The organism is Dickeya sp. CFBP 2040, assembly GCF_012273755.1.
GTDB lineage: Bacteria > Pseudomonadota > Gammaproteobacteria > Enterobacterales > Enterobacteriaceae > Dickeya > Dickeya poaceiphila.
In genome coordinates this window covers 1-26,412 of sequence record NZ_JAAVXH010000081.1, presented here as the reverse complement: position 1 = coordinate 26,412, position 26,412 = coordinate 1, and the positions used below count along the sequence as shown (strand labels likewise).

At 53.3% G+C, this 26,412-nt stretch carries 21 protein-coding genes; 18 read left to right on the top strand and 3 right to left on the bottom strand.

Annotated features, from left to right (window positions below; translation table 11 throughout):
* From citX to Dpoa2040_RS10715, 5 genes are all read left to right on the top strand, one after another.
* Nucleotides 1-351, top strand: a 351-nt coding sequence (gene citX / locus Dpoa2040_RS10735) for a citrate lyase holo-[acyl-carrier protein] synthase (protein ID WP_168641231.1), incomplete at its 5' end; no start/stop codon positions are given.
* Nucleotides 329-1,237, top strand: coding sequence for a triphosphoribosyl-dephospho-CoA synthase CitG (gene citG, locus Dpoa2040_RS10730; RefSeq protein ID WP_042870276.1), 909 nt, complete (start codon nt 329-331; stop codon nt 1,235-1,237). The genes citX and citG, both read left to right, overlap by 23 nt.
* Nucleotides 1,238-1,465: 228 nt before the next feature.
* Nucleotides 1,466-2,218, top strand: a complete 753-nt coding sequence (locus Dpoa2040_RS10725) for a flagellar brake protein (RefSeq protein WP_042870277.1) — start codon at nt 1,466-1,468, stop codon at nt 2,216-2,218.
* A 232-nt stretch (nt 2,219-2,450) separates the two neighbouring features.
* Entirely contained in the window at nt 2,451-2,699 is a 249-nt protein-coding gene (locus tag Dpoa2040_RS10720) for a hypothetical protein (RefSeq protein ID WP_042870278.1), read from the top strand.
* Nucleotides 2,689-4,050: an APC family permease gene (locus Dpoa2040_RS10715; RefSeq protein ID WP_042870280.1), complete on the top strand. Its 1,362-nt coding sequence runs from the start codon at nt 2,689-2,691 to the stop codon at nt 4,048-4,050. Before Dpoa2040_RS10720 ends, Dpoa2040_RS10715 begins: the two co-directional genes overlap by 11 nt.
* An 86-nt stretch (nt 4,051-4,136) precedes the next feature.
* Here Dpoa2040_RS10715 and sbcB read toward each other — a convergent pair whose 3' ends face one another.
* Nucleotides 4,137-5,567 carry an exodeoxyribonuclease I gene (gene sbcB, locus Dpoa2040_RS10710; protein WP_042870282.1) on the bottom strand — a complete coding sequence of 477 codons (1,431 nt, stop codon included), beginning with the start codon at nt 5,565-5,567 and terminating at the stop codon, nt 4,137-4,139.
* Nucleotides 5,568-5,970: 403 nt separating this feature from the next.
* Between sbcB and Dpoa2040_RS10705 the strand changes: the two genes are divergently transcribed.
* The 8 genes from Dpoa2040_RS10705 to Dpoa2040_RS10670 all read left to right on the top strand — a co-directional run bounded on the left by Dpoa2040_RS10705 (nt 5,971) and on the right by Dpoa2040_RS10670 (nt 15,575).
* Nucleotides 5,971-6,309, top strand: a complete 339-nt coding sequence (locus Dpoa2040_RS10705; protein WP_012770019.1) for a DUF496 family protein — start codon at nt 5,971-5,973, stop codon at nt 6,307-6,309.
* Between the two features lie 426 nt (nt 6,310-6,735).
* On the top strand, nt 6,736-8,988 hold the full coding sequence (locus tag Dpoa2040_RS10700; protein WP_168641233.1) for a ComEC family protein: 2,253 nt from the start codon (nt 6,736-6,738) through the stop codon (nt 8,986-8,988).
* A 38-nt stretch (nt 8,989-9,026) separates the two neighbouring features.
* Nucleotides 9,027-10,775: a lipid A ABC transporter ATP-binding protein/permease MsbA gene (gene msbA / locus Dpoa2040_RS10695; RefSeq protein WP_168641230.1), complete on the top strand. Its 1,749-nt coding sequence runs from the start codon at nt 9,027-9,029 to the stop codon at nt 10,773-10,775.
* Nucleotides 10,772-11,785 (top strand): tetraacyldisaccharide 4'-kinase, encoded by a 1,014-nt coding sequence (gene lpxK / locus Dpoa2040_RS10690; RefSeq protein ID WP_168641229.1) that lies wholly within the window; start codon nt 10,772-10,774, stop codon nt 11,783-11,785. The genes msbA and lpxK overlap by 4 nt, the downstream gene beginning before the upstream one ends.
* 39 nt (nt 11,786-11,824) lie before the next feature.
* Nucleotides 11,825-12,007 (top strand): Trm112 family protein, encoded by a 183-nt coding sequence (locus Dpoa2040_RS10685; RefSeq protein WP_168641228.1) that lies wholly within the window; start codon nt 11,825-11,827, stop codon nt 12,005-12,007.
* Nucleotides 12,004-12,756, top strand: a complete 753-nt coding sequence (gene kdsB / locus Dpoa2040_RS10680; protein ID WP_168641227.1) for a 3-deoxy-manno-octulosonate cytidylyltransferase — start codon at nt 12,004-12,006, stop codon at nt 12,754-12,756. The genes Dpoa2040_RS10685 and kdsB overlap by 4 nt, the downstream gene beginning before the upstream one ends.
* Nucleotides 12,757-13,114: 358 nt before the next feature.
* Complete coding sequence (gene pelN, locus Dpoa2040_RS10675) at nt 13,115-14,434, top strand: pectate lyase PelN (protein ID WP_168641226.1); 1,320 nt, start codon at nt 13,115-13,117, stop codon at nt 14,432-14,434.
* 244 nt (nt 14,435-14,678) lie between these two features.
* Nucleotides 14,679-15,575 carry a YcbJ family phosphotransferase gene (locus Dpoa2040_RS10670; protein ID WP_042870296.1) on the top strand — a complete coding sequence of 299 codons (897 nt, stop codon included), beginning with the start codon at nt 14,679-14,681 and terminating at the stop codon, nt 15,573-15,575.
* Between the two features lie 38 nt (nt 15,576-15,613).
* Here Dpoa2040_RS10670 and elyC read toward each other — a convergent pair whose 3' ends face one another.
* Nucleotides 15,614-16,393: an envelope biogenesis factor ElyC gene (elyC, locus tag Dpoa2040_RS10665; RefSeq protein ID WP_168641225.1), complete on the bottom strand. Its 780-nt coding sequence runs from the start codon at nt 16,391-16,393 to the stop codon at nt 15,614-15,616.
* Nucleotides 16,394-16,545: 152 nt separating this feature from the next.
* Between elyC and cmoM the strand changes: the two genes are divergently transcribed.
* From cmoM to Dpoa2040_RS10640, 5 genes are all read left to right on the top strand, one after another.
* Nucleotides 16,546-17,349, top strand: a complete 804-nt coding sequence (cmoM, locus tag Dpoa2040_RS10660) for a tRNA uridine 5-oxyacetic acid(34) methyltransferase CmoM (RefSeq protein WP_168641224.1) — start codon at nt 16,546-16,548, stop codon at nt 17,347-17,349.
* A complete protein-coding gene (gene mukF, locus Dpoa2040_RS10655; RefSeq protein ID WP_042870301.1) occupies nt 17,346-18,668 on the top strand; it encodes a chromosome partition protein MukF in 1,323 nt (440 codons plus the stop codon). Before cmoM ends, mukF begins: the two co-directional genes overlap by 4 nt.
* Nucleotides 18,649-19,371, top strand: a complete 723-nt coding sequence (gene mukE, locus Dpoa2040_RS10650) for a chromosome partition protein MukE (protein ID WP_042870303.1) — start codon at nt 18,649-18,651, stop codon at nt 19,369-19,371. Before mukF ends, mukE begins: the two co-directional genes overlap by 20 nt.
* Entirely contained in the window at nt 19,368-23,804 is a 4,437-nt protein-coding gene (gene mukB, locus Dpoa2040_RS10645; protein ID WP_168641223.1) for a chromosome partition protein MukB, read from the top strand. The genes mukE and mukB overlap by 4 nt, the downstream gene beginning before the upstream one ends.
* Nucleotides 23,805-23,912: 108 nt before the next feature.
* Nucleotides 23,913-25,226 (top strand): FAD-binding oxidoreductase, encoded by a 1,314-nt coding sequence (locus tag Dpoa2040_RS10640; protein ID WP_168641222.1) that lies wholly within the window; start codon nt 23,913-23,915, stop codon nt 25,224-25,226.
* A 153-nt stretch (nt 25,227-25,379) separates the two neighbouring features.
* Here Dpoa2040_RS10640 and Dpoa2040_RS10635 read toward each other — a convergent pair.
* The coding region (locus tag Dpoa2040_RS10635) for a hypothetical protein (protein ID WP_246867286.1) at nt 25,380-26,412 on the bottom strand (1,033 nt) is incomplete at its 5' end.

The following is a 26,412-nucleotide window of genomic DNA, read 5'->3' as shown; positions in this document are numbered from 1 at the left end:
GGGGCGTTTGATGCGCTGTGTGTGGCCCGCGGCTGGCCGGTGCTGGAGCGGGAGGTGACCTGGCAGGAGACGGGAGCGGAAGCGTTCTGGGTGATGAGCAAGGATGCGCTGAGCGTGAAGGCGGCGGCGATTGCGCTGGAAGAGCAGCATCCGCTGGGCCGGTTGTGGGATTTTGACGTATTTTGCCCACAGGAAGGCTCGATAAGCAGAACGTTGCTGGCGCACGATCATCGTCGGTGTATACTCTGTGAGGAATCAGCGCATGTCTGCGCGCGTTCGCGCCGCCATGCGTTACCTGACGTGATTGAAAAAATCGAGAGTATCCTCCATGGCTGGTTTGACGCACACTGAATCGGTTGTTGTTTCTCCATTTCTGACTATGCAATTTCCCGATGCCACCAGTGCGCTGGTGGCCTTACCTGATATTCACCATCGTGTGGTGACCGCCTTAACGGTAGAAGTGATGCTGACGCCAAAACCCGGTCTGGTGGATAGGGATAATAACGGCGCGCATCACGATATGGATGTGCCGTTGTTTCAGGCTAGCATTGCTGCACTGACCCCGTGGTTTTCTCGTTTTACCGAAGCCGGTGTGGCACATAGCGTGCTACCGATAACCCAGTTATTGTCGCAGGTGCGGCCAATAGGTATTGCGGCTGAACAGGCCATGCTGGCAGCGACAGGCGGCGTGAATACCCACAAGGGGGGGATTTTTGCCTTTGGACTGCTGTGTAGCGCAGCAGGTTGGTTGGCTGGGCGTCGACATCGTTTGACACAGGATAGCCTGTGCCAGTGTGTGGCTCAGATGAGTGCCGATTTGGTGCGCGATGAACTGGAAAATAGCCAGCATACGGCGACAGCGGGAGAGCATCTGTTTCGCCGCCATGGTTTGACAGGAGCGCGTGGTGAAGCTGCCAGTGGGTTCGCTACCGCACGACAGTACGCCCTGCCTGCTTACCTTGGCGCACGAGCGCAGGGAAAAGACGAGGAATCGGCTTTGTTGCAAGCACTGGTCGTGTTGATGGCCCACAATCCCGATACCAATGTGGTATCCCGCGGCGGTATAGATGGATTGGCGTTTGTACAAGCATATGCACTAGCGTTATTGTCTGACGGTGTGACGCATCGGGGCTTACAGGAGATGAACCACGCGCTGGTCGAGCGGAATATCAGCCCTGGCGGTAGTGCCGACCTGCTAGCACTGACGTGGCTACTTTCGCACTATCCTGCGGTCTGAACCTCGTCTATTATTGGCTGACAGTCCCCCCTATTTTTTCATAAGTGTTTGCCTCGCATTGGCGAGGCTTTCTGTATGCCGGATATTCTGTGTGTGCAGTGTTTAAGCTAATGAATTGATAAAGCGCTAAAGTTGATGGCTTCAATGTCGATACTAGTGCCAAGTCGTATCCAGGGGGGTTCTGGGACACTGAATAATAACGGATTAACCATTCAATTGACGGTGGGGATGGATGTAGTGGATGACAATATGAAAGAACAGTACGCCAGGCGTAATAAAATGGCTATTTGCTCCACATTGCGCGGACTGCAAAAGCAAGACGCCACAATAATGGTGTATCACACACACGGTCAGTTTATCAGTAAGATCCTTGAGGTTGATTCGGACGAGGGAGAGTTTCTGTTTGACCTTGGTGCGCTGGAGCGTGAAAACAGTCGGGCGCTATTTGCGGGTGAACTTGAGTTTGCGGCAGAAACGGCTGGTGCCAAGGTTGAATTTCGTTCCACGATTAGCCGTATAGTTGAACATGACGATTTGCCTGCATTCTGCGCAACTGTGCCTGACGTGTTGTACTATATTCAGCGCCGTAATTTTTTCCGTATCAACTCTCCTGCATGGCCGCCAATGATTTGCCGGGGGGAATTACCTGACAACACGTATTTTGAATTTAACCTGAAGGATTTATCGCTGGGTGGTCTATGCATGTACACCGACGATCAAACCATGATCAGTCTGTTTGAACCCGGCATGGTGCTGAAAAATATTGATGTCGATCTCGCTAGTTACGGGCAGTTCTGTCTGGATCTGGAGTTCATCAACCATACCACAACGAAAGTCGTTGATAGTAAAGGCCATGTAAAACAGATTGAGCGTCTGAGTTTCAAGTTTCCAAGGCTGAATGCTGCACAAGAGCGTGGGTTACAGCAGGTGATTACTGAGCTGGAATTGGACCAGAACGAAAAACGTAAACGCCTGCGCTGAGTTGTTTGATGGACGTCAGAGAAGACGGAACCGTGTAAGTCACACACGATTGGTTTCGTAGCTATTGTTTCTGATTATTGACTGGGGCAAAATATGCGCCCTGAAAACCGACGCTTAGTTATCGCGTCGGTTATTTTTTTGTATTTCATCGAGAGGCCGGTGCTGTTGATAGCTCCGGATAGATATCAGTAAACACGCAGCGTGGGCTGCGCAAAGTTAATAGAGAGAGACAATGGGGCAATCAGTTGTTTTTGAGCCGGTGCCCGCCGGCTGGTGCTGCAAACGCAGCAACAAAGACGCCACTCTGGCTGGCTTTGTATCGGGCGGCATATTTGCTGCTCACGCTCACCTCGGTTACGGCGATATTGTTCGCCCGTCCATTTCCGATTACCTGAAACATCGCCGTACTACATTATCACTTACGGCGGATTCATGGTTGATGGTTGCTGTCGGTAGCGGGGGGTTACGTCATGACAACTGATTCCACTATTTCTGCGCCGCGCGTGCAATTGCACAAAACCTTGACATTGGTCCCGGTTGTGATGATGGGGCTGGCTTATATGCAGCCGATGACGTTATTCGATACCTTTGGCATCGTTTCTGGTCTGACTGATGGACATGTCGCTACGGCGTATGCGTTCGCGCTGATCGCCATTCTGTTTACCGCACTTAGCTACGGTAAGCTGGTACGCCGTTTCCCGTCGGCAGGCTCAGCTTATACCTATGCGCAGAAAGCCATTAGCCCGACGATTGGTTTTATGGTGGGGTGGTCGTCATTGCTGGACTACCTGTTTATGCCGATGATCAATATCCTGCTGGCGAAAATATATTTTGAAACCCTGATCCCCAGTATTCCATCATGGATCTTTGTGGTATTGCTGGTGGGATTCATGACGCTGTTCAACCTGCGTGGTATCAAAACCGTCGCTAATTTCAACAGTCTGATCGTGGTGCTGCAGGTTGCTGTGATGGTAGTCATCACCGGGATGGTGATTTACGGTGTATCTCAGGGCGAAGGTGCCGGTACGCTGGTGAGTAGCCGCCCGTTCTGGTCTGATAATGCGCATGTCGTCCCAATGATTACCGGTGCGACTATTTTATGCTTTTCATTCCTTGGGTTTGATGGCATCAGCTCGTTGTCTGAAGAAACCAAGGATGCAGGCCGTGTTATCCCGAAAGCCATTTTCCTGACGGCGTTGCTCGGTGGCGTGATTTTTGTCGTGGTGTCTTACTTTCTGCAGCTCTACTTCCCTGATATCTCGCGTTTTCAGCATCCGGATGCTTCACAGCCTGAAATCATGCTGTACGTGGCAGGTAAAACGTTTCAGTTCGGTATTCTGATTTTCTCCTGCGTGACTGTACTGGCTTCTGGAATGGCAGCTCATGCGGGTGTATCGCGCCTGATGTATGTGATGGGGCGTGACGGTGTATTTCCAGAGCGTTTCTTCGGCTATATACACCCTCGCTGGCGGACGCCTGCGCTAAACGTGGTGCTGGTTGGTGCTATTGCATTATCTGCTATTTCGTTCGAGTTGGTTACTGCAACGGCGTTGATCAACTTCGGGGCGCTGGTGGCGTTTACTTTTGTGAATCTGTCGGTTATTTCCCAGTTCTATATTCGGGAACGCCGAAACAGGACGCTGAAGGACACACTAAACTACCTCATTTTACCGGTAATGGGAGCAATGACGGTAGGGGCGCTGTGGTTGAATCTGGAAAGTACCTCAATGACGCTAGGGTTGGTATGGGCGGGAATTGGTCTGCTCTATCTGGCATTTGTGACGCGTAGTTTCAGGCAACCAGTGCCGCAGTACAACGAAGATCTGGCGTAATTCTCTGAACTAATGCTGACAGGCTCCTCTGGGAGCCTGTTTTTTTGTGTAATGGTAGTGCGGTGCAATGGCATTCAATGCTGACATCAGGCCAGCAGTTGCTGTGCGTAGGTAAACAGTGCCTTCAGCAGAGCAGTTTTCTTTTCATCCCCATCGTGTTGCTGATAGAGTCGATTTAACGCATCGAAGTATTCTTGTACTCGCTCGGTGGTAAACGCCTCCCGACGATGTGTCAGCCAGCGCTGCTGCTCTTGCTCATCCAGCGTACCGGGGAAATTGCGAGCACGGTAACGAAATAGCAGTTCTTCTACACGCTTGTCAGCAAACTGAAGGTTCAATGCAGGAAGATGCTGGGCATCGGTTTTACGGATGATGGTCATTGCTGAGCGGTCAGCATCGCTGAAAAACCCATCGTATAACTGCAGATCGACATCCGTCGCAGCCTCAAACGGCGGCGCATCGGCAAACAGTGCTACGACTTTCTCCCGGACATTGCCATGCTGGCGCAGCAATTGCAGATTGTTCAGGCAATGCTGACGGTCGATACCCAATCGCTCCGCGTCTTGTGGCCGTAACGTACTGGCTGGTGCCAGAACCGGACATTTATTGATATGCACCAGTTTGATAGGTACGGGGGATTCATCTTCCGCCAGTAAGTCACGGCGGGTATAAAGCCGGGTGCGCAGCTCATCCGCATCCAGCGACAGTAATGGCTGAATATCTCCCGCCAGATCGCAGACAATAACTGCGTTGCGGTTTTCCGGATGCCAGGCCAGCGGCACAATCCAACTGGTATTGCCCCGTGCGGCACCAAACATGCCGGAAACATGTACCAGTGGCTTCATTTGTGGGATATCGATTAGCGCGCTGACTTTGTTCTTGTTACGCAACTGATAGAGATAGTCGAACAGTTTTGGCTGCGCCTGTTTGAGCAGACGCGCCATAGCGATGGTGGCGTAGACATCGGACATGGCATCATGCGCCTGAGCATGTTCAACGCCATTGGCATGAGTCAAATGTTCCAGCCTGAAGCTTGGGAAACCGTCGTCGTTTTCCGGCCAGATAATGCCGTCAGGACGCAGGGCATAGCACGCTCGCAGCATGTCCAACAAATCCCAACGTGAATTACCGTTTTGCCAGCTATAAGCATAAGGATCGAAGAAGTTACGGTAAAACAGATTGCGACTGACTTCATCATCAAAGCGAATATTGTTATATCCCATGATGCAGGTGCCCGGCACACTGAACGCCTCATGGATATGGTGGGCGAATTCTGCTTCGCGCATCCCCCGACTTTGCGCGACCTGTGGTGTGATGCCGGTAATCATCACGGCTTCCGGGTCGGGCAGATAATCATCGGTTGGTTGACAGTAGATCACTACCGGCTCACCAATCACGTTAAAATCCAAATCGGTGCGGACACCAGCGAACTGCGCGGGGCGATCTTTGGCAGGGTGTTTGCCAAAGGTTTCATAATCATGGACAAAAAAAGTGGGTTCGGTGTGTTGCTTTTGCACGGTTTCTCTCTGTTCAGCCTGAGGTCGGCAAGCGCTGGGAAATCACTCATACCGCTGCGAGGCGTGTTTGTCACCGCCGGTTTTGCCCGACGTAAGCATTATCCGAAACGGCTCGACAGTTTACGGGTAACGTATCACTTTTTCAGTAAAACGGTGACGGATACCCTAAAGCCATCATGGTAAACCATCCTGCCGACTGACTGAAGCTAACAGATGCGATGCTCAGCGGTGTTGAATCGAGTCAGGTGCAATCAGCACGCGAGAGTGATAGGGTGCACATAAAGGCAACGATTGTATCGGTAAGGAGGGAAAACTACCTTGTCGATGATAGTGACTAACCTGTATGGTTAATGCAGGGCGATTTCCGCATGACGAATCTTGATCGTTAAGTAAGGGTAGAAAAATGGAGAAGGGTAACACTAAGCCATGTTTCCAGGATGTGCTGGAATTCGTGCGTATGTTCCGTCGTAAAAATAAGCTGCAGCGTGAAATTACGGATAATGAAAAGAAAATCCGCGATAATCAGAAGCGTGTACTGCTGCTGGATAACCTGAGCGAGTACATTAAGCCAGGCATGTCGATTGAAGACATCCAGAATATTATTGCCAACATGCGCAGTGACTATGAAGATCGCGTCGATGAATACATCATCAAAAACGCGGAACTGTCGAAAGAACGCCGAGAACTGTCGCGCAAAATCAAAGAAATGGGTGAGATTAAGCCGCCGGTAGAAGCGAAGTAATCTCACTGACGCGCAGGGCCGGTTTCCGGCCCTGATACTTACTGCAGCGGGAAAGGTCCGGACCGCTCAGCCTATGACTGGCTCATCACTATTTCCGGTGTTAGTGCATTTTTCCCCTTACATACAGTTGCGCCATGTGCTGCCTGTCTCGCCTTTATCCAGTATTTCAGCATTGATTGTAGGAAGTCCATGCACCTGGGTATCGATGACTGTACCACTGTCAAGACGAGCGCTGGTAGACGTTTATCGTGCTCATAATGCCTCGCATTGTGGTTGCAATGGATTGCAATCGTTGCGGTTTTTTGTATAGCAGGTTCCGACGTTGTCACTCTTGATTTTCGATGAGCGTCATAGAAGGGCACACTGCGTTCCAGACAGGATGAGCGTCGAAATTTCGGCGATAAATGGAAGGGACAAACCATCAGAATTTCATTGAACCAACTGGCAGTGACATTAATGGCTGGCCCGTTGCTGTTGCTGATAGTGCCAAATTTGCCGGACAAGCGTCTGCTGGTATGGGGAGTGCCCGCGCTGTGGCTGCTTAAGACACGTTTTTATCCGCTCGGACTGGTGGTGCTTGGGGTGATCTGGAGCTTATACAGTGGTCGGGTGATACTGAATCAGGTGGAACAGCTTACCCAGCAGCCGTTAACGGCAAAGGTCAGTGTCAGTAGTGTCCGATTTGCACAGACGAATGCCGAGCAGGTTGTGGTGCGTTTGTGGCAGATAGACGGGCATTGGGTGTTCCCTCCGCTCTATGCAAAGCTGGATGTGCCGCCGCAGATGGAAAACTGGTGCGGCGGGCAGCAGTGGAGCGTTCGGTTACGGCTGCGTCCAGTACACAGCCGGTTGAACGAAGGCGGTTTTGATCGCCAGCGCTGGGCACTTGCTAAAGCGCAACCGCTGACCGGGAAAATATTGTCTGCGCAGGTACTGACAGCGGAATGCGGTTTGCGCCAGCGTCTGATCCAGGTAATGGAACAACAGACCCTGTCGTTGACATGGCGGTCAATTATATTGGCATTGGCTGTTGGAGAAATGGGGGGTGTAGAGGATGAAATCCTCGACATGCTGCGGCAGACCGGGATCATGCACCTGATGGCGATATCAGGGCTGCATATTATTCTGGCGTCCTTGTTTGGCTGGTGTAGCGTACGTGCAGCGCAGTATCTGCTGCCTGTCCATTGGGTTGAGCATCGTACGCCTTTATGGTGCGGTTTGTGCTGCGCGTGGGGGTACGTCTGGTTGGCTGGAGGAAATCCACCGGCGGTAAGGGCTGCGCTGGCATTGTCATGCTGGACGCTACTAAGACTACGTGGACTTTCGGTGTCATCGTGGCAGGTATGGTTGTGGTGTGTGGCGCTGATTTTGGTCAGCGATCCGCTGAGCGTGTTATCGGATAGTTTCTGGCTTTCTGCACTGGCGGTTGCTGCACTGATTTTTTGGTATCAGTGGGCACCACTTCCGCCAAGGTTCCAGCACGCCTGGCGGTGGGCATGGCTGCGCGGGTTACATGTGCAGACAGGCGTAATACTACTGTTGATGCCGTTGCAGGTACTGTTATTTCATGGTGTTAGCCTGATTTCATTGCCAGCCAACTTGTGGGCGGTGCCGTTGGTGTCTTTCGTTACAACGCCACTGATTCTGCTGGCATTACCGCTGATGTCCATCCCGGTAATAGCGCAGGGTATCTGGTGGTTGGCGGATCGATCACTGGCACTGGTTTTCCTGCCGTTGCAGGCTATGCCGCCTGGCTGGCTATCGCTGGGGGAGGATATTGTACCTTACAGTTTGGCAGGGTGGCTGGCGGTAATTATCTGGCGCTTTGCATGGTGGCGAACTTATCCGTTCAGTCTGATTGCATTGGTACTCATAATGACATTGCGTCCCAAGCCGCCAGCGCCGTTGTGGCGAGTGGATATGTTGGATGTGGGCCATGGGTTGGCGGTGGTGATTGAACGACAAGGTAAAGCCTGGCTGTATGATACCGGTCCTGGCTGGGACGGCGGCAACATCGCCGAGCATGAAATCCTGCCTTATCTTAAATGGCGAAGATTGCAACTTGAGGGCATCATTCTCAGTCACAGTCATCTGGATCACAGCGGTGGGCTGGAAGCATTACAGCGTGCGCTTTTGCATATACCGATATTCAGCCCATTGCTTGAGCCGGGCCATCACCCTTGCATACAAGGGGAGCAGTGGCGCTGGCAAGGATTGACGTTTAGTGTCATTTGGCCACCGTTGCGGGTTCGCGAAGCCGGTAATCACGATTCCTGCGTGGTGCGGGTAGATGATGGCCGTTATCGGGTGTTGCTGACGGGCGATCTGGAGCAGGAGGATGAAGCGATATTGCTGCGTACTCAGCGCGATATGCTGGCGGCGGATGTTCTGCAAGTGCCGCATCATGGCAGCACCACGTCGTCGTCACCACCGTTTTTGCGGGCTGTGGGGGCTCAGGCGGTGCTGTCGTCTAATTCCCGCTACAATCCGTGGCGTTTGCCGGCAGTGAATGTGGTGCGGCGCTACCGGCAACTGGGTTATCACTGGCACGATACTGCCAGCAGTGGGCAATTAAGTGTGCGTTTTTTCGACGAAGGGATAGAAATGTTGCGCTACCGCGGTGAAATATCACCTCGCTGGTATCATCAGTGGTTTGGCGCTAAGCGGGATAATGAGTAATAATAGACGGCTATTTATCAAGGGCTCAGGTTTATTGAATGATTAATGATAAAGATCTCTCCACATGGCAGACGTTTCGTCGCCTATGGCCGATGATCTCTCCTTACAAAGCCGGGTTGGCAGTGGCGGCGGTGGCATTAGTGATTAATGCTGCCGGCGATACGCTGATGCTATCTCTGCTCAAGCCGCTGCTGGATGACGGATTTGGCAAGGCTGACCGCGGTGTGCTGGTGTGGATGCCGCTGGCTATTATCGGATTGATGGTTGTTCGTGGTATCTCCAGTTATATTTCCAGTTATTGTGTGGCCTGGGTGTCAGGCAAAGTCGTGATGAACATGCGTCGTCGTCTGTTCAGCCACATAATGGGGATGCCGGTTTCCTTCTTTGACCAGCAGTCTACCGGTACTTTGTTATCCCGCATTACGTATGACTCCGAGCAGGTGGCTGCGTCGTCGTCAAACGCGTTGGTTACTGTCGTGCGCGAAGGCGCATCCATCATTGGCCTGTTCGTACTGATGTTTTGGTACAGCTGGCAGTTGTCGTTGATTTTGGTGTTGATAGCGCCAATTGTCTCCTACAGTATGCGGGTCGTGTCCCGGCGTTTTCGCAGTATCAGTAAAAACATGCAGAACACCATGGGGCAGGTAACCACCAGTGCTGAACAGATGCTGAAAGGGCACAAAGAAGTACTGATTTTCGGTGGACAGGAAGTAGAAGTGGAACGCTTTGATGCGGTGAGTAATCGTATGCGTCAGCAGGGCATGAAGATGGTTTCTGCGTCCTCTATTTCTGATCCGGTAGTCCAGTTTATTGCATCACTGGCGTTGGCGTTCGTGTTGTACGCCGCTAGCTTTCCGTCGGTGATGGAAACCCTGACCGCTGGCACCATCACAGTGGTGTTCTCGTCTATGTTTACCCTGATGCGCCCACTAAAGTCTCTCACCAACGTTAATGCCCAATTCCAGCGCGGTATGGCAGCTTGCCAAACGCTGTTTACCATTCTGGATATGGAACAGGAAAAAGATACCGGCACGCGCGTACTGGAACAGGCCAGGGGCGATATCGAATTCCGTGATGTCAAATTCGCTTATCCGGGTAAAGAAACACTGGCGCTGAGAAATATCAGCCTGCATATTCCGCCGGGGAAAACGGTGGCATTGGTGGGCCGTTCCGGTTCAGGCAAGTCCACTATTGCGAATCTCATCACCCGTTTTTACGATATCCAGTCCGGTGAAATTCTGCTGGATGGAAATGATTTGCGTGACTACACGCTGCCGTCGTTACGTAGTCAGGTTGCGTTGGTGTCGCAGAATGTGCACCTGTTCAACGATACCATCGCCAACAATATCGCCTATGCCTGTGGTGATCGTTACAGCCGTGAGGATATTGAACGAGCAGCCAGAATGGCTCATGCGATGGATTTTATCGACAAACTGGAACAGGGCTTGGATACGGTGATCGGCGAGAACGGCGTATTGCTGTCCGGCGGTCAACGTCAACGTATCGCCATTGCCAGAGCACTGCTGCGAGATTGTCCGATTTTAGTGCTGGATGAAGCGACTTCAGCACTGGATACCGAATCGGAACGCGCCATTCAGGCGGCACTGGATGAATTGCAGAAAAATCGTACTGCATTGGTGATTGCACATCGGTTGTCCACGATTGAGAATGCGGATGAAATTCTGGTGGTTGAGGATGGGCAGATCATCGAGCGTGGTCAGCATGTTGAGCTTCTGGCCCGAAACGGAGCCTATGCTCAGCTACACAAACTGCAGTTTGGCGCATGATTGAGCGCATCTGGTCGGGACGTTCCCCGCTGTACTGGCTGTTGTTGCCACTGTCGTTGCTCTATGGACTGATTAGCAATCTTGTCCGGCTGAGTTATCGTTATGGCTGGCGTAAGGTATGGCGTGCGCCTGTACCCGTGGTGGTGGTGGGAAACCTGACTGCGGGCGGCAATGGTAAAACACCGGTGGTTATCTGGCTGGTGGAGCAATTGCAACAGCGGGGCTATCGTGTCGGCGTGGTATCGCGTGGTTATGGCGGTAAAGCGGAGCAGTATCCATTACGAGTGACCGATGAGGTGTCTACCGCTCAGGCTGGTGATGAGCCGGTGCTGATTTATCAGCGCACCGGTGCGCCCGTGGCTGTGGCACCCAGGCGACGTGATGCAGTCGAAGCATTACTGGCGTATCAGCCGCTGGATGTGATCGTGACCGATGATGGTTTGCAGCATTACGCGCTGGACCGGGATATGGAACTGGTGGTGGTGGATGGCGTTCGTCGTTTTGGCAATGGCTGGTGGCTACCAGCTGGGCCAATGCGGGAACGGGCTTCGCGCCTGCGTTCGGTTGCGGCTGTGATTGTAAATGGCGGCGAGGCGAAAAACGGTGAAATCGCTATGCAACTTACAGCGGGTGAAGCAGTTAATCTGATGACCGGAGAACGTCGTGCGGTATCAGCATTGCCTCCGTTGGTTGCTATGGCGGGGATCGGTCATCCGCCACGCTTCTTTGCTACCCTGAAAGCGTTGGGGTGCACCTTGGTACGTGAAGTCTCGTTTGCCGATCATCAACACTGGCAACCGGAAGAGTTGCAGACACTGACTACCAATGACCAACAGCCCTTAATCATGACGGAAAAAGATGCGGTGAAATGCCGTGCCTTTGCGCAGGCCAATTGGTGGTATCTGCCGGTTGACGCGGTATTGTCAGCGCCGGAGTCGGCACTGTTGTTACAGCGTTTAACGTGTTTGATTGATGCGCATTGCGTGTCGCGCCAGGCCAAAACCGGGTGACCGGCTATTTTTGACAATCGCTTCTTGATGGGAGGAAGCATGGATCATCGTTTGCTTGAAATCGTGGCTTGCCCGGTGTGTAACGGGCGGTTGATTTTTGACAAAGAAAAGCAGGAACTGATTTGTAAAACCGAAGGACTGGCTTACCCAGTGCGGGACGGCATTCCTGTCTTGCTGGAAAATGAAGCGCGTACGCTGACGTCGGATGAGATCGCACAATGACGTTTACTGCAATTATTCCCGCCCGATATGCATCCACTCGGTTACCGGCCAAACCGTTGGCGGATATCCATGGCAAACCGATGGTGGTGCATGTGATGGAGCGCGCCCGTGAGTCTGGCGCCAGCCGCGTAGTGGTGGCAACCGATCACGCTGATGTTGCCCGTGCGATTGAACTGGCAGGGGGTGAAGTCTGTTTAACCAGTCCGGATCACAATTCCGGCACCGAACGTCTTGCCGAAGTGATTGACCGTTATGGTTTTGCTGATGATGAGATTATCGTTAATGTGCAGGGTGATGAGCCGTTGATTCCGCCAGTGATCATCCGTCAGGTGGCGGAGAATCTGGCAGGTAGTCGCGCCGGTATGGCCACGCTGGCAGTACCGATTACCTCGTGTGAGGAGGCATTCAATCCGAATGCGGTAAAAGTGGTGACGGATGCGGAAGGCTACGCACTGTACTTTTCTCGCGCTACCATTCCGTGGGAGAGAGACCGGTTTGCCGAGTCAAAAAATACGATTGGCGATCATTTCCTGCGGCATATCGGTATCTATGCCTACCGTGCCGGATTTATTCGGCGATATGTCGGTTGGGCTCCCAGCCAACTGGAGAAAATTGAGATGCTGGAGCAACTGCGCGTACTCTGGTATGGCGAGAAGATCCATGTGGCGGTAGCTAAAGAGGTGCCGAGCGTCGGGGTGGACACACCTGAGGATCTGGCACGGGTTATTGCAGTGATGGCTGTAAACTGACGTCAGTTCCGGTACACCGTCTCGTAAGCGCATGTGTTGTCAGCACATGCGCTTTTTTTATCCCACAAATTGCTGTTATTAGTACCAGCCGTTCAACGTAATCAGGCGATTGTCTGCCACTTGCCTCGTTTACCTGCTTTGCCTGACGTGATGGCAGACCATTCATGCCGCTGTATAATTAATAAACCCGGCGTCTGATAGAGACGGTTTTTATTCTTGGCAAGAATAATGAAAAGAGGTGGGAATGATAAAAACCGATGGCCTGGATGCACAATTATTGAGCATGGCTTATTATCGGATAGCATTCATCCCAGAATGATGAATGTATTGATTTTTTTTACTTAAGGCTGGTGTAACAATGAAAATGAATAAAAAATTTTTACCCATAATCATGGGATGCGTACTGACTGGGACTGCCGCACAAACTCTGGCGGCGGAATATTATCTGGCGCCAAATGGCAGCGATACTGCCAATGGCAGTAAAAGTGCCCCCTGGAAATCCTTTGGCCGAGCACAACAGACGCTTTCTCCGGGTGATCGGTTATGGGTTCGCGGCGGCACCTACACCTTTACCGCTGGGCTTAATAGCTGCGCCAGCCAGACAGATATCGTAAATGCGATTACGCTCAATAAGAGTGGTATCTCCGGCAAACGTATTGAATATGTCGCCTATACCGGTGAAACCCCGGTGTTTGATTTTAGCCAGATGACGGATGACTGTCGCGTTAAAGGATTTAACGTCGTCGCTGACTGGATAACCCTTAAAGGATTGGAAATAACCGGGGTACCGCAAAACAACAATAAAAATCATGAATCCTGGGGGGTGTGGATCAAAGGTAGTAACAATCAGTTCGAACAGCTCAATATCCACCATATTATGGGGGCCGGGTTATTTTTACAAAATGGCGCCTATAACACCGTCCTTAATACCGATTCGCACCATAACTATGATCCACTGACGTCTAACGGTGCCGGACAGAGTGGTGATGGCTTTGGCGCGCATATTGCCGCCAATATGCCGGGCAATATTTTCAGTGGTTGCCGAGCCTGGTCTAACTCGGATGACGGTTTTGACCTGATCAATGCCTATTCATCGGTGACTATTGAAAACTCGTGGGCCTGGTCTCAGGGGTACCTGCCTGGCACGACTACATCACTGCCCGCTGGCAACGGTAACGGCTTCAAGGCCGGTGGATACGGGGCAAAATATGTGAGCAATGCGCCGAAGCATATTGTGCGTAATTCGGTGGCATTCCTGAACAAAGCGGCGGGGTTCTACGCCAATCACCATCCGGTGGCGAATGATTTCTTCAACAACACGTCGTTCAATAACGCCGTCAACTACAATATGCGGGGCATTGATGCGAACGGTAACACGATAGCCTTGGGTACGCTGCGTAACAACATTTCTTATGCAGCCCGATCACAATCGCTGTCCTATACCGATGGCGCTAATATGCGCTACAACTCCTGGAACTTCAGCAATGTGATTTCCGATGCGGAGTTCCAGAGTGTATCGACGACAGGCTGGGATGCGGCGCGTCAGCCAGATGGCAGCTTGCCGGTGCTGAAGAACCTGCGTTTGGCGTCAGACAGCTGGATGATCGACAAAGGTGTCGATGTGAATATCGCCTATGAAGGGGCTGCACCGGATCTGGGGGCGTTCGAACGTAAATAATCGTATTCGCCGATTCATCGAAAAACCACTTGCATGACGTAACGATGCCTGCTTTTGCGGGCATTTTGCCGCCAGTGACGGAGTGCTATCGCGCTGGAAACATCCTGTTGATGCTTACTGCCTGTTTCGTTGGCTTATGCGAGGTTGCATATCCCGTTTTCTTTGATCTGTATTGGGGAAATTGTTGTGTACTGCTCGCATGATAAGCAGATAAGTGTGCCTGCAACAGCGAGAGCCGCCGCCGATGGAACTATTAAAAACTGAGTTAAGTACGGTGCTGGGAGAATCGCTCAGCCGTCTTGAACGTATCAGTGAACAGCCCTATGCGCATTTGTATGCCTTGTATGATCACGCAGGTAACGCCATGCCGTTGCTGGCGAAAAGTTATATTTGTCAGGGGGTTGCCGCGCAAGAGGCCTATAAGCTGACCATGCTGTCTCGTGAGGGAGAAGTCAGGCTGCCCACGGTCTATGGAATAGTGATGACCAATCAGGCGCCTTACAAGGAATTGTTGCTTATCGAACGTTTGCGTGGCGTGTCGGTAGAAGCGCCGTCCCGTTCGCCTCAACGCTGGACACTGTTGATGGACCAGATTGTTGAAAACATGCTGGCCTGGCATCGGATCGACAGCCACGGCTGTGTCGGTACAGTGGACAGTATGCAGGAGAACAACTGGCCGAACTGGTATCGCCAGCGGCTGGAAGTGCTGTGGGCCACACTGATGAATGTCAACGCCGCGCAGTTGACCCAGCAGGATAGAACCGTGCTGTACCGATCCCGGCAGAGCTTGCCGGCGCTGTTTGACGATTTCGATGACAATTGCGTATTGGTGCACGGTAACCTGACCCTACGCAGCATGTTGAAAGATCCACGCAGCGATCAATTGCTGGCGATGATCAATCCCGGCATGATGTTGTGGGCACCACGTGAGTACGATCTGTTTCGGTTATGTGAAGAGTCGGGGATGCCGGAACAGCTGCTTTATCATTACCTGAAGCAAGCTCCGCTGGCGGAATCTTTTGTCTGCCGTCGCTGGCTGTATATCCTGTGGGCGGCGGTTTCCCGCTACATTCATACGGGTCAGTTGGATCGCCCGTTGTTTGACGCTGCGACCCGTGAATTATTGCCTTGGCTGGAATAACCAATGATGCGGGTGACTTTGTCACCCGCGTGCAGCTATCAGGATTCCGGCGCCGGAGTAATTCCTTTCATTTGTTGCCAGATCAAGCCTAATCCTTCATACCAGGCCCGCTCGCTGTGCGACAGATAGAGCGCGGAGGGGAATACCCGTTCCCATGGATTCAGTGGTGACGTGATAGCCAACTGATTGGCGGGGACAGGAATCGGGTGCAGTCCGCGCGCCTGGAAAAAACGGATGGCACGTGGCAGATGGTTGGCGGAGGTGACCAGCAGGAAAGGTTGTTTGCCGATTAACGCCTCGGTTCCGGCGGCTTCTTCTTCGGTGTCGTGGGCCTGATCCACCAGCAGGATATCCTGCGGCGGAACGCCCAGACTTTCAGCGACACGTGCAGAGGTGCTGGCACTGGTCACGGGGTTACCCTGCGCGGCTGCGCCGGTAAAGATCAATTTAGCGCCGGGATTAGCGCGCCATAGCCTGATGCCTTCGGTGACGCGAGCCAGACTATTGTTGATAAGGTTGGCGCTGGGAGGCCAGTCCGGGTTAAAGGTGTAACCACCGCCCAACACCACGATGTAATTCACTTTGGGGAAATCCGGCGTCCAGGTGGGATAACGGGATTCCAGCGGCAATAACAGCTTGTCGGCCACCGGTTGCAAGCTCAGCAGCAATAGTGCCAGCCAGCCTGCGGTGAGTAGTATCCGGGCGGTTTTTTGCCAACGGGAAAACCATAGCAAGGCGAGGGCAAGCCCCATGACCAGCATCAACAACGGCAGTGGCAACAATAGACTACCGATGTATTTTTTAACGGCAAACAGCATAAAATAGCGTCCCTTTTGAGTGAAAAAGCGCCATACGGGCGAAATTAGGTATTCAGACCCATTTATTCTAGGCCAGCCTGTGACAGAATGTCAGGTTCAAAGAAAAACCAGTTGCTTAGGTAGTGCCATTGCCCATCATGCAGAACCGTGGAATGCAGGATCGTAATTTTAACGATATCGCTGACAAATTTGCCCGAAACATTTATGGCACCACCAAGGGTCGGCTGCGTCAGGCGGTATTGTGGCAGGATCTGGAAACCCTGCTGACATGCCTGCCAGCACGACCTTTGCGCATTCTGGATGCGGGCGGCGGCGAAGGGCCGATGTCCCGCCGTTTGGCCGCGTTGGGGCATCAGGTGTTGTTGTGCGATCTCTCTGATGAGATGATTGCGCGCGCCCGTGAGGCGGCGGGTGAGCAGGGCGTGGCTGATAACATGCGCTTCGTGCGCTGCGCTGCACAGGATGTGGGCGCACATTTGTCGCAGCCGGTGGATCTGGTTCTGTTCCACGCTGTGCTGGAGTGGGTAGCGGAGCCACAAGCGGCGTTGCGAGCGTTGAGCGATTGTCTGGCGCCGGGCGGCGCGCTGTCGCTGATGTTTTACAATCATCAGGCGTTGGTGATGCGTAATATGGTGCTGGGCAATTTCGGCTATGTGGACGCCGGTATGCCCAAACGCAAACGCCGCTCGCTGTCGCCGGATCACCCACTTGACCCACCGCAGGTCTATCAGTGGCTGGCTGAGTTGGGGCTGCAACTGAGCGGTAAAACCGGTATCCGGGTATTTCATGACTATCTGCAAAACAAGCAACAACAGATTGACGATTTTGACCTGCTGCTGGCGCTGGAACAGCGGTATTGTCGGCAGGAGCCCTTTGTTAGCCTGGGGCGTTACATTCATGTTATGGCGCACAAGCATGTCATGGCGAATAAGCCCCCTATGAAGGATGCATTATGAGTGACTTTTCCCAGACCGTACCCGAACTGGTTGCCTGGGCGAGAAAAAATGACTTCGCCATTACGCTGCCTACCGAGCGTCTGGCGTTTTTGCTGGCTATCGCCACCCTGAATGGCGAGCGTATGGACGGCGAAATGAGCGAAGGGGAACTGGTGGACGCCTTTCGTCATGTTAGTAAGGGCTTTGAACAAACCAATGAAACCATTCCGGTGCGCGCCAATAATGCAATCAATGATTTGGTGCGCCAGCGTTTGATCAACCGTTTTACCAGCGAACTGGCGGACGGCAACGCGATTTACCGTTTGACGCCGCTGGGTATCGGCATTACCGACTATTACATTCGCCAGCGTGAGTTCTCCGCGCTGCGCCTGTCGATGCAGTTATCAATCGTGGCGCAGGAATTGGGGCGCGCGGCGGAAGCCGCGCAAGAAGGTGGCGACGAGTTCCACTGGCACCGCAACGTGTTTGCGCCGCTCAAGTATTCGGTAGCGGAAATTTTCGACAGTATCGACCTGTCGCAGCGGGTGATGGATGAGCAGCAGCAAGGGGTGAAAGAGAATATCGCCGGGCTGCTCAATCAGGACTGGCGTGCGGCAATTTCCAACTGTGAAAAGTTACTGACCGAAACGTCCGATACCCTGCGTGAATTGCAGGACACGCTGGAAGCGGCAGGCGACAAGCTACAAACCAGTCTGTTGCGCATTCAGGATGCTACGCTCGGTCAGGCGGCGCTGGAGTTTGTCGATAATCTGGTATTTGACCTGCAAGGCAAACTCGACCGCATCATTAGCTGGGGTCAGCAGAGTATCGACTTGTGGATCGGCTATGACCGCCACGTACACAAATTCATCCGTACCGCCATCGATATGGATAAGAATCGCGTATTTGCCCAGCGGTTGCGTCAGTCGGTACAAAGCTATTTCGATGCGCCATGGGCGTTGACCTACGCGAATGCTGATCGCCTGCTGGATATGCGCGATGAAGAGCTGGCGTTGCGTTCTGAAGAGGTCACCGGCGAGTTGCCGCCGGATCTGGAGTACGAGGCCTTCAGTGAAATTCGTGAGCAGATCGCCGCTATGATTGAGCAGGCACTGCAGAAATACAAACAGCAACACATACCGCTTAATTTGGGCGACGTGGTGCGGGAATACCTGACGCAGTATCCGCGCTCGCAGCATTTCGATGTTGCCCGAATCGTGGTCGACCAGGCGGTTCGCCTGGGCGTGGCCGAAGCTGATTTCACCGGATTGCCTGCGCTGTGGCAGGCAATCAATGATTACGGAGCCAAGGTGCAGGCCCATGTCATCGACAAATATTGATCAACACATTTCCGCCCGGCTGATGACCGCGCTGTCCAACACCTTATTTCCGGCGCTGGACAGCCAGTTGCGCGCCGGGCGTCACATTGGCGTGGAAGAGCTGGAGAATCATGTCTTCCTGATGGATTTTCAGGATGAACTGGAACAGTTCTACGGTCGTTACAATGTGGAGCTGATTCGTGCGCCGGAAGGTTTTTTCTACCTAAGACCGCGCTCCACTACGCTTATCCCGCGTTCGGTGTTGTCCGAACTGGACATGATGGTGGGTAAAATCCTCTGTTATCTCTATCTCAGCCCTGAACGACTGGCGCATGAGGGTATTTTCAGCCAACAGGAGCTGTATGAGGAACTGCTGAGTCTGGCGGACGAAAATAAACTGCTGAAGCTGGTGAACCAGCGCTCTACCGGCTCGGACCTTGACCGGCAGAAATTGCAGGAGAAAGTTCGCACCTCGCTTAACCGGCTGCGCCGTCTCGGCATGATCTATTTCATGGGGGCAGACAGCAGCAAATTCCGCATTACCGAGGCGGTGTTCCGTTTCGGCGCTGATGTGCGCAGCGGCGATGATCCGCGCGAAGCGCAACTGAGAATGATCCGTGATGGCGAAGCCATGCCGGTGGATGGCAGCCTGTCACTGGATGATAGCGATGACAGCGATACCCCTTCCAGTGATGAGCAACGAGCTGAGGATGAACAGGAATGATTGAACGCGGTAAATTTCGCTCACTGACGCTGGTTAACTGGAACGGTTTCTTTGCCCGCACCTTTGATTTGGACGAACTGGTCACTACCTTGTCCGGGGGCAACGGCGCCGGGAAATCCACTACCATGGCGGCGTTTATTACTGCGCTGATCCCGGATTTGACGTTGCTGCATTTCCGTAATACCACGGAAGCGGGCGCGACCAGCGGTTCCCGCGACAAAGGGTTGCACGGCAAGCTGCGCGCTGGTGTGTGTTACTCGGTGCTGGACGTGGTGAACTCCCGTCATCAGCGCGTGCTGGTTGGGGTTCGCTTGCAGCAGGTCGCTGGGCGTGACCGCAAGGTCGATATCAAACCCTTTACCATTCAGGGGTTGCCTGTCGCTGTCTCGCCGACGCAAATTCTCACTCAGACGGTGGGTGAGCGGCAGGCACGCGTACTGTCGTTGCAGGAAGTGAAAGACAGGCTCGATGAGTACGAAGGCGTTCAGTTCAAGCAGTTCAATTCCATCACCGATTACCATTCGCTGATGTTTGATCTGGGCGTGGTGCCCAGACGCCTGCGTTCGGCATCGGACCGCAGCAAGTTCTACCGCTTGATCGAAGCCTCGCTGTACGGCGGGATTTCCAGCGCGATTACCCGCTCGCTGCGCGATTATCTGTTGCCGGAAAACAGCGGGGTGCGCAAAGCCTTTCAGGATATGGAAGCGGCGCTGCGTGAAAACCGCATGACGCTGGAAGCGATTCGCGTTACCCAGTCGGACCGCGACCTGTTCAAACACCTGATTTCCGAAGCGACGTCTTATGTGGCAGCGGATTACATGCGTCACGCCAATGAGCGACGCATCCATCTGGATGGTGCGCTGTCGTTGCGACGCGAATTGTTTGCCAGCCGCAAACAGTTGATCACCGAGCAGACTCGCCATGTGGAAATGGCGCGCGAACTGCAAGAGCAGAGCGGTGCTGAAAGTGATCTGGAAACCGATTATCAGGCCGCCAGCGATCACCTCAATCTGGTGCAGACCGCGATGCGCCAGCAGGAGAAAATCGAGCGTTACAACGCTGACCTGGAAGAGCTGAGCTACCGGCTGGAAGAACAAAATGAGGTGGTGGAAGAAGCGCGCGATCAACTCGAAGAGAATGAAGCCCGTGCTGATGCCGCCGAGCAGGAAGTAGACGAGCTGAAGAGCCAACTGGCCGATTACCAGCAGGCGCTGGATGTGCAGCAAACGCGTGCGATTCAGTACCAGCAGGCACAACAAGCGCTGGAGCGCGCTCGCAGCTTGTGCCAGGTACCTGAACTGACGGCGGATAACGCCGATGAGTGGCTTGATAGCTTCCAGGCCAAAGAGCAGGAAGCGACAGAATTGCTGCTGATGCTGGAGCAAAAGCTGAGCGTGGCAGATGCCGCCAATAGTCAGTTCGAGCAGGCTTATCAGTTGGTGTGTCGCATTGCCGGTGCTGTCAGCCGCAGTGAAGCCTGGGACGTTGCCCGTGATCTGTTGCGCGACAGTTCTTCCCAACGCTATCTGGCTGAACAGGTGCAACCGCTGCGTATGCGGTTGTCGGAACTGGAACAGCGTCGGCGCGAACAACAAGACGCCGAGCGTTTGTTGCAGGAATTCATCAAGCGCAGCGGTCAGGATTATCAGCCGGAAGACCTAGACGAGCTGCAACAGGAGCTGGAAGCGCGTATCGAGGATTTATCCGTCCGTGTGTCGGAGGCTGGTGAGCACCGTCTGGCGCTGCGTCAGGAGCTGGAACAGATCCAGCAACGAATCGCACAGTTGACCACCCGTGCACCGGTATGGCTGGCAGCGCAGGAAGCCCTGACCCAGCTAGGTGAACAGAGCGGCGAAAATTTTGCTGATAGCCAACAGGTCACCGAATTCATGCAGCAACTGCTGGAGCGTGAGCGTGAAACCACGGTGGAGCGCGACAGTGTGGCGGTGCGTAAGCAGCAGGTGGATGAGCAGATTGAGCGCCTCAGTCAGCCGGGCGGCTCCGAAGACCCTAGGCTTAATGCGCTGGTGGAGCGGTTTGGCGGGGTGTTGTTATCTGAAATCTATGATGATGTCACGCTGGATGACGCACCGTACTTCTCCGCGTTATACGGCCCGTCACGTCACGCCATTGTGGTGGCGGATTTGTCGCTGGTGCGTGAACAACTGGCTGGTCTGGACGATTGCCCGGAAGACCTCTACCTAATTGAGGGCGATCCGCAATCGTTCGACGACAGCGTGTTCGAGGTGGAAGAGCTGGAAAAAGCGGTGGTAGTGAAAATCGCTGATCGGCAGTGGCGCTACTCACGTTTCCCGGAGGTGCCGTTGTTTGGCCGGGCCGCCCGTGAGCAGCGTCTGGAGAGTTTGCGTGAAGAGCGTGAGCAACTGTCTGAGCAATACGCCACGCTATCGTTTGATGTACAGAAGATTCAGCGCCTGCATCAGGCGTTCAGCCGCTTTATCGGCAGCCATTTAGCGGTGGCATTTGACGCTGATCCGGAAGCGGAAATTCGCCAGATCAGCACTCGTCGCGGCGAGCTGGAACGCGCCATCAGCAATTTCGATAACGAAAATCAGCAGCAGCGCCAGCAGTATGAGCAAGCGAAAGAGCAGGCCGGTATGCTCAACCGCCTGATTCCGCGCATCAGCCTGTTGTGTGACGATGCATTGGCTGATCGGGTGGAAGAACTGCGCGAAGAACTGGATGAAGCCGAAGAGGCGGCTCGTTTCATGCAGCAGCACGGAGCGTCGCTGGTGAAACTGGAGCCGTTGGCGTCGGTGTTGCAGAACGATCCGCAACAACACGAGCAGATGCGTGAAGATTATGCGCAAGCGCAGGCAGCCCAGCGTGCTGCCAAACAGCAGGCATTCGCCCTGACCGAGGTGGTGCAGCGCCGCGCCCATTTCAGCTACACCGACTCGGCAGGCATGTTGAACGCCAATGCCGATCTCAACGATAAACTGCGTCAGCGGCTGGAACAGGCAGAGCAGGAACGTACCCGTGCCCGCGAACAACTGCGACAGCAGCAGGTGCAACTGACCCAGTACAGCCAGTTGCAGGCATCGCTGAAAAGTTCTTACGACGCCAAATGCGACATGCTCAAAGAGCTGACGCAGGAACTGTCGGATATCGGCGTGCGTGCCGATGCTGACGCTGAAGCCCGCGCCCGGACGCGTCGTGATGAGCTGCACGCCGCCCTGAGCGCCAACCGCGCCCGGCGCAATCAACTGGAGAAACAGATCACTTTCTGTGAAGCGGAAATGGATAGCTTGCAGAAGAAATTGCGCAAACTGGAGCGCGACTACCATGTGATGCGTGAACAGGTGGTTACCGCCAAGGCGGGCTGGTGCGCGGTAATGCGGCTGGTGAAAGACAATGGCGTTGAACGCCGTCTGCATCGTCGTGAGCTGGCGTACATGAGTGGCGATGAACTGCGCTCGATGTCGGATAAGGCATTGGGAGCGTTGCGTCAGGCGGTGGCGGACAACGAACACCTGCGCGACGTGCTGCGCATGTCGGAAGATCCGAAACGACCAGAGCGCAAAGTCCAGTTCTACATCGCGGTGTATCAGCATCTGCGCGAGCGTATCCGTCAGGATATTATTCGCACCGATGACCCGGTGGAAGCCATCGAGCAGATGGAGATCGAGCTGAACCGGCTGACCGAAGAGTTGACTGCCCGTGAGAAGACGCTGGCGATCAGTTCCCGCAGCGTGGCGAACATCATCCGCAAGACCATTCAGCGCGAGCAGAACCGTATCCGTATGCTCAACCAGGGGCTACAGTCGGTGGCGTTTGGTCAGGTTAAGAGCGTGCGGCTAAATGTTAATGTACGCGAAACTCACACCACGCTGCTGACTGTGTTGTCTGAGCAGCAGGAGATGCATCAGGATCTGTTCAACAGCACTCGCCTGACCTTCTCTGAAGCGCTGGCGAAGCTGTATCAGCGCCTTAACCCACAGATCGACATGGGACAACGCACGCCGCAGACTATCGGTGAAGAGCTGCTGGACTACCGCAACTATCTGGAGATGGAAGTGGAAGTCAACCGTGGTGCTGACGGCTGGCTGCGCGCCGAGAGCGGGGCGTTGTCCACGGGTGAGGCTATCGGTACCGGGATGTCGATTCTGGTGATGGTGGTTCAGAGCTGGGAAGAGGAGTCGCGTCGTTTGCGTGGCAAGGATATCTCACCATGCCGTCTGCTGTTTCTCGACGAAGCGGCGCGCCTTGACGCCAAATCCATCGCCACCTTGTTCGAGCTGTGCGAACGGCTGGAAATGCAGCTGATTATCGCCGCGCCGGAGAACATCAGCCCGGAGAAAGGCACCACCTACAAGCTGGTGCGAAAAGTGTTCCAGAACCACGAGCACGTGCATGTGGTGGGGCTACGCGGGTTTGGTGGCGAAACGAAAGCTATCCTGCCGACGCCGTAGTCTCCTTTTCTCATTTATTCGGGCTGTGTGATACAGCCCGATTTTTCTTTGACAGCATTAGGAAACCGGGCCGCTGTCGGACAATATATCTGTATCAGGAAGAATAAATTGAATATCAACGCACTACCACTGGATGCCAATAGTAACGGCTGGTCGGCGATGTTGCCGCCACGAGAGGCAACACCGGCGCTGCGCCAGACGATTGCCGCTGATTGGCTGGTGATTGGCGCAGGATATGCCGGGCTGGCGTTTGCTCGCCGGATAGCGGAAAACCGTCCGCATGAACACGTGGTGGTGCTGGATGCCGTTGAGCTGGATGACAGCGCGTCTGCGCGCAATTCCGGTTTTGCCATCGATTTGCCGCATAATATCGGCAGTTCGACTGCGGAACTGGAAAAAGCTGCTAATTATCGCCGTTTGTTGCACGCCGGGCTGGAGCAACTGGAATCGCTGATTGCGCGTTATCATATCGGGTGTGACTGGAGTCGTCGCGGCAAGTATCACTGTATCGTCCGACCTGAACTGGCAGGATTACTGGAACAGTACGCGCATGAATTGCAGGCGTTGTCAGAACCCTACCAGTTATTGCAGGGAGAGGCATTGGCTCAGCAACTGGGCACGCCTTATTACCATGCAGCGATTCACACGCCGAATAGCGTGTTGCTCAATCCGGCGGCGTTGGTGCGGGGGTTGGCGGATAATCTGCCTGATAATGTCACGTTGTATGAGCGTTCGCCGGTGCTGGAGATCCAACCGGGTCACACAGTTCGCGCTCGCACGCCTTACGGCGAGGTGCAGGCAAGGCATGTCATGGTGGCGACTAACGGTTGTGCCCGGCAACTGCCGATGTTTTCCCGTCAGGTGGTGGGGCTGTCAACGTTTGCCACCCTTACCGAACCACTGACAGCGGAACAGCAACAGCGCATTGGCCAGATTGACGAGTGGGGGATGACGCCCGCTAATGCTATCGCGGGGGCGACGCTGCGCTACACGCGTGATCACCGGTTCCTGATTCGTCAGCATGTGATTTATGTTCCGGGTTACACTGTCACGTCGCGCTACACCGCAGAGATTACACGGCAACATCGGGCGATCTTTCTATCCCGCTTCCCACAGCTGGACGATGTGCCGGTCGCTCATACCTGGTCTGGCATGATTAGCGTCACCCGTAATGGGGCGCCGGGCTGGGGAAAATATGGTGATAATCTATATGCGGCAGTAGGGTGCAACGGTGCAGGCATTTCCAAGCAGACCATTGCAGGTAGCACACTGGCGGATTTGGCGACCGGTATCGATAATCCGTTGATTGCCGAGATGCTGGTGCTGGGAAAACCTAACTTTATTCCGCCACGTCCGTTACTGGATATAGGCATACGTGGCAGTATTCTGAAAGAGCGCTGGTTAGGGCGGAAGGAATACTGACGAAAGCAATACTGAGTAATGCGTTAGAATTATTCACGCTTGGCGCATCCAAATAATTCGGGTTTCGACTCTGAAGCATGAAAGGAAGACACCCCGTGATTAATCACGGGGTGTCTTGAGATTAAGGTTTTAATTCGATTGTTATTGATGCGATTAATACTGTGTTATGGTATTTCCTTTTTGGAGCTGTAGCAGAATTCGCCTGTAAAGCTCTTTCACACGTTCCCGTTGCTCTGCTCCCGATGCTGCATAATTATCTAAACCCGGTGCAGCATTGATTTCGATAATATTCCATGATTGTGTGGCTGCGTCTGTACATAAATCATGGCATATGATATCCACACCAGCGACACATAGTCCTAATGACGCAGTAGCAGCTATTGCCAAAGACGCAAAACTTTTATGGATGCTATCGGTAACATCCATCGACGTTCCGCCGGTGGAGAGATTCGCATTATCCAGAAGAAATGTTTTCTGCCCTGCAGGCAGAACCGATTCTCGATTTAAACCCAGATTAGCCAGTTTGATATCAATACGCGGATCATCAGGGTCAATCTCGCTGTTGGGGCGTCCATGCAAAGGCAGAGTATGTTGCACATCAAGCAACAACTGCTGGATAGTTCGGATGCCATCACCAGCAACGGCCAGTGGGATGCGTTCATATGCCGAGATTATGGTTTCGCCCAGTACAACAACCCGATAGTCTCGACCTGGACACACTTGCTCTACCAGCAACACATCCGTACAGGAAAAAATATGGTTACAGATTACATCCATTGATGGAGTATCATAGACTTTGGTTACCCACGCGCCCTGACTAAGATCGTTGGGTTTGACAAAAACGGGAAGTCCGAGTGATTCGGCAAATTGTCTGGCTTCTTCAATGCCCCTTCTGTTTTCCTGATACAAATTCTTATTTAATCTTTCCGAAAAGAACGTTTTCCCCTGCGGTACATTGAACCCTTTTTTGCGTAAAAAATAGTTCGTGTAGGATTTATCGTTAGCGATATTCGATGATGCAGAGGAGTTAAGATTGAGATTTCTATTTTTGAATAAATGTATCTTTCCATCAGGAAATATTATTTCGCCAACAAAACCGAATTCTGGTTCAAGCTCTATCCGGATGCCTAATGTGGGCGCTATTTCTAATAGTAAGGCAGAAACAAAGGGATGATTCATTTTTATC

Excerpts from the sequence above, each read along its gene's own strand:
- citG (WP_042870276.1), top strand. The coding sequence starts at position 329 with ATGGCTGGTTTGACGCACACTGAATCGGTTGTTGTTTCTCCATTTCTG.
- Dpoa2040_RS10725 (WP_042870277.1), top strand. The coding sequence starts at position 1,466 with ATGGATGTAGTGGATGACAATATGAAAGAACAGTACGCCAGGCGTAAT.
- Dpoa2040_RS10720 (WP_042870278.1), top strand. The coding sequence starts at position 2,451 with ATGGGGCAATCAGTTGTTTTTGAGCCGGTGCCCGCCGGCTGGTGCTGC.
- Dpoa2040_RS10715 (WP_042870280.1), top strand. The coding sequence starts at position 2,689 with ATGACAACTGATTCCACTATTTCTGCGCCGCGCGTGCAATTGCACAAA.
- Dpoa2040_RS10705 (WP_012770019.1), top strand. The coding sequence starts at position 5,971 with ATGGAGAAGGGTAACACTAAGCCATGTTTCCAGGATGTGCTGGAATTC.
- msbA (WP_168641230.1), top strand. The coding sequence starts at position 9,027 with ATGATTAATGATAAAGATCTCTCCACATGGCAGACGTTTCGTCGCCTA.
- lpxK (WP_168641229.1), top strand. The coding sequence starts at position 10,772 with ATGATTGAGCGCATCTGGTCGGGACGTTCCCCGCTGTACTGGCTGTTG.
- Dpoa2040_RS10685 (WP_168641228.1), top strand. The coding sequence starts at position 11,825 with ATGGATCATCGTTTGCTTGAAATCGTGGCTTGCCCGGTGTGTAACGGG.
- kdsB (WP_168641227.1), top strand. The coding sequence starts at position 12,004 with ATGACGTTTACTGCAATTATTCCCGCCCGATATGCATCCACTCGGTTA.
- pelN (WP_168641226.1), top strand. The coding sequence starts at position 13,115 with ATGAAAATGAATAAAAAATTTTTACCCATAATCATGGGATGCGTACTG.
- Dpoa2040_RS10670 (WP_042870296.1), top strand. The coding sequence starts at position 14,679 with ATGGAACTATTAAAAACTGAGTTAAGTACGGTGCTGGGAGAATCGCTC.
- elyC (WP_168641225.1), bottom strand. The coding sequence starts at position 16,393 with ATGCTGTTTGCCGTTAAAAAATACATCGGTAGTCTATTGTTGCCACTG.
- cmoM (WP_168641224.1), top strand. The coding sequence starts at position 16,546 with ATGCAGGATCGTAATTTTAACGATATCGCTGACAAATTTGCCCGAAAC.
- mukF (WP_042870301.1), top strand. The coding sequence starts at position 17,346 with ATGAGTGACTTTTCCCAGACCGTACCCGAACTGGTTGCCTGGGCGAGA.
- mukE (WP_042870303.1), top strand. The coding sequence starts at position 18,649 with ATGTCATCGACAAATATTGATCAACACATTTCCGCCCGGCTGATGACC.
- mukB (WP_168641223.1), top strand. The coding sequence starts at position 19,368 with ATGATTGAACGCGGTAAATTTCGCTCACTGACGCTGGTTAACTGGAAC.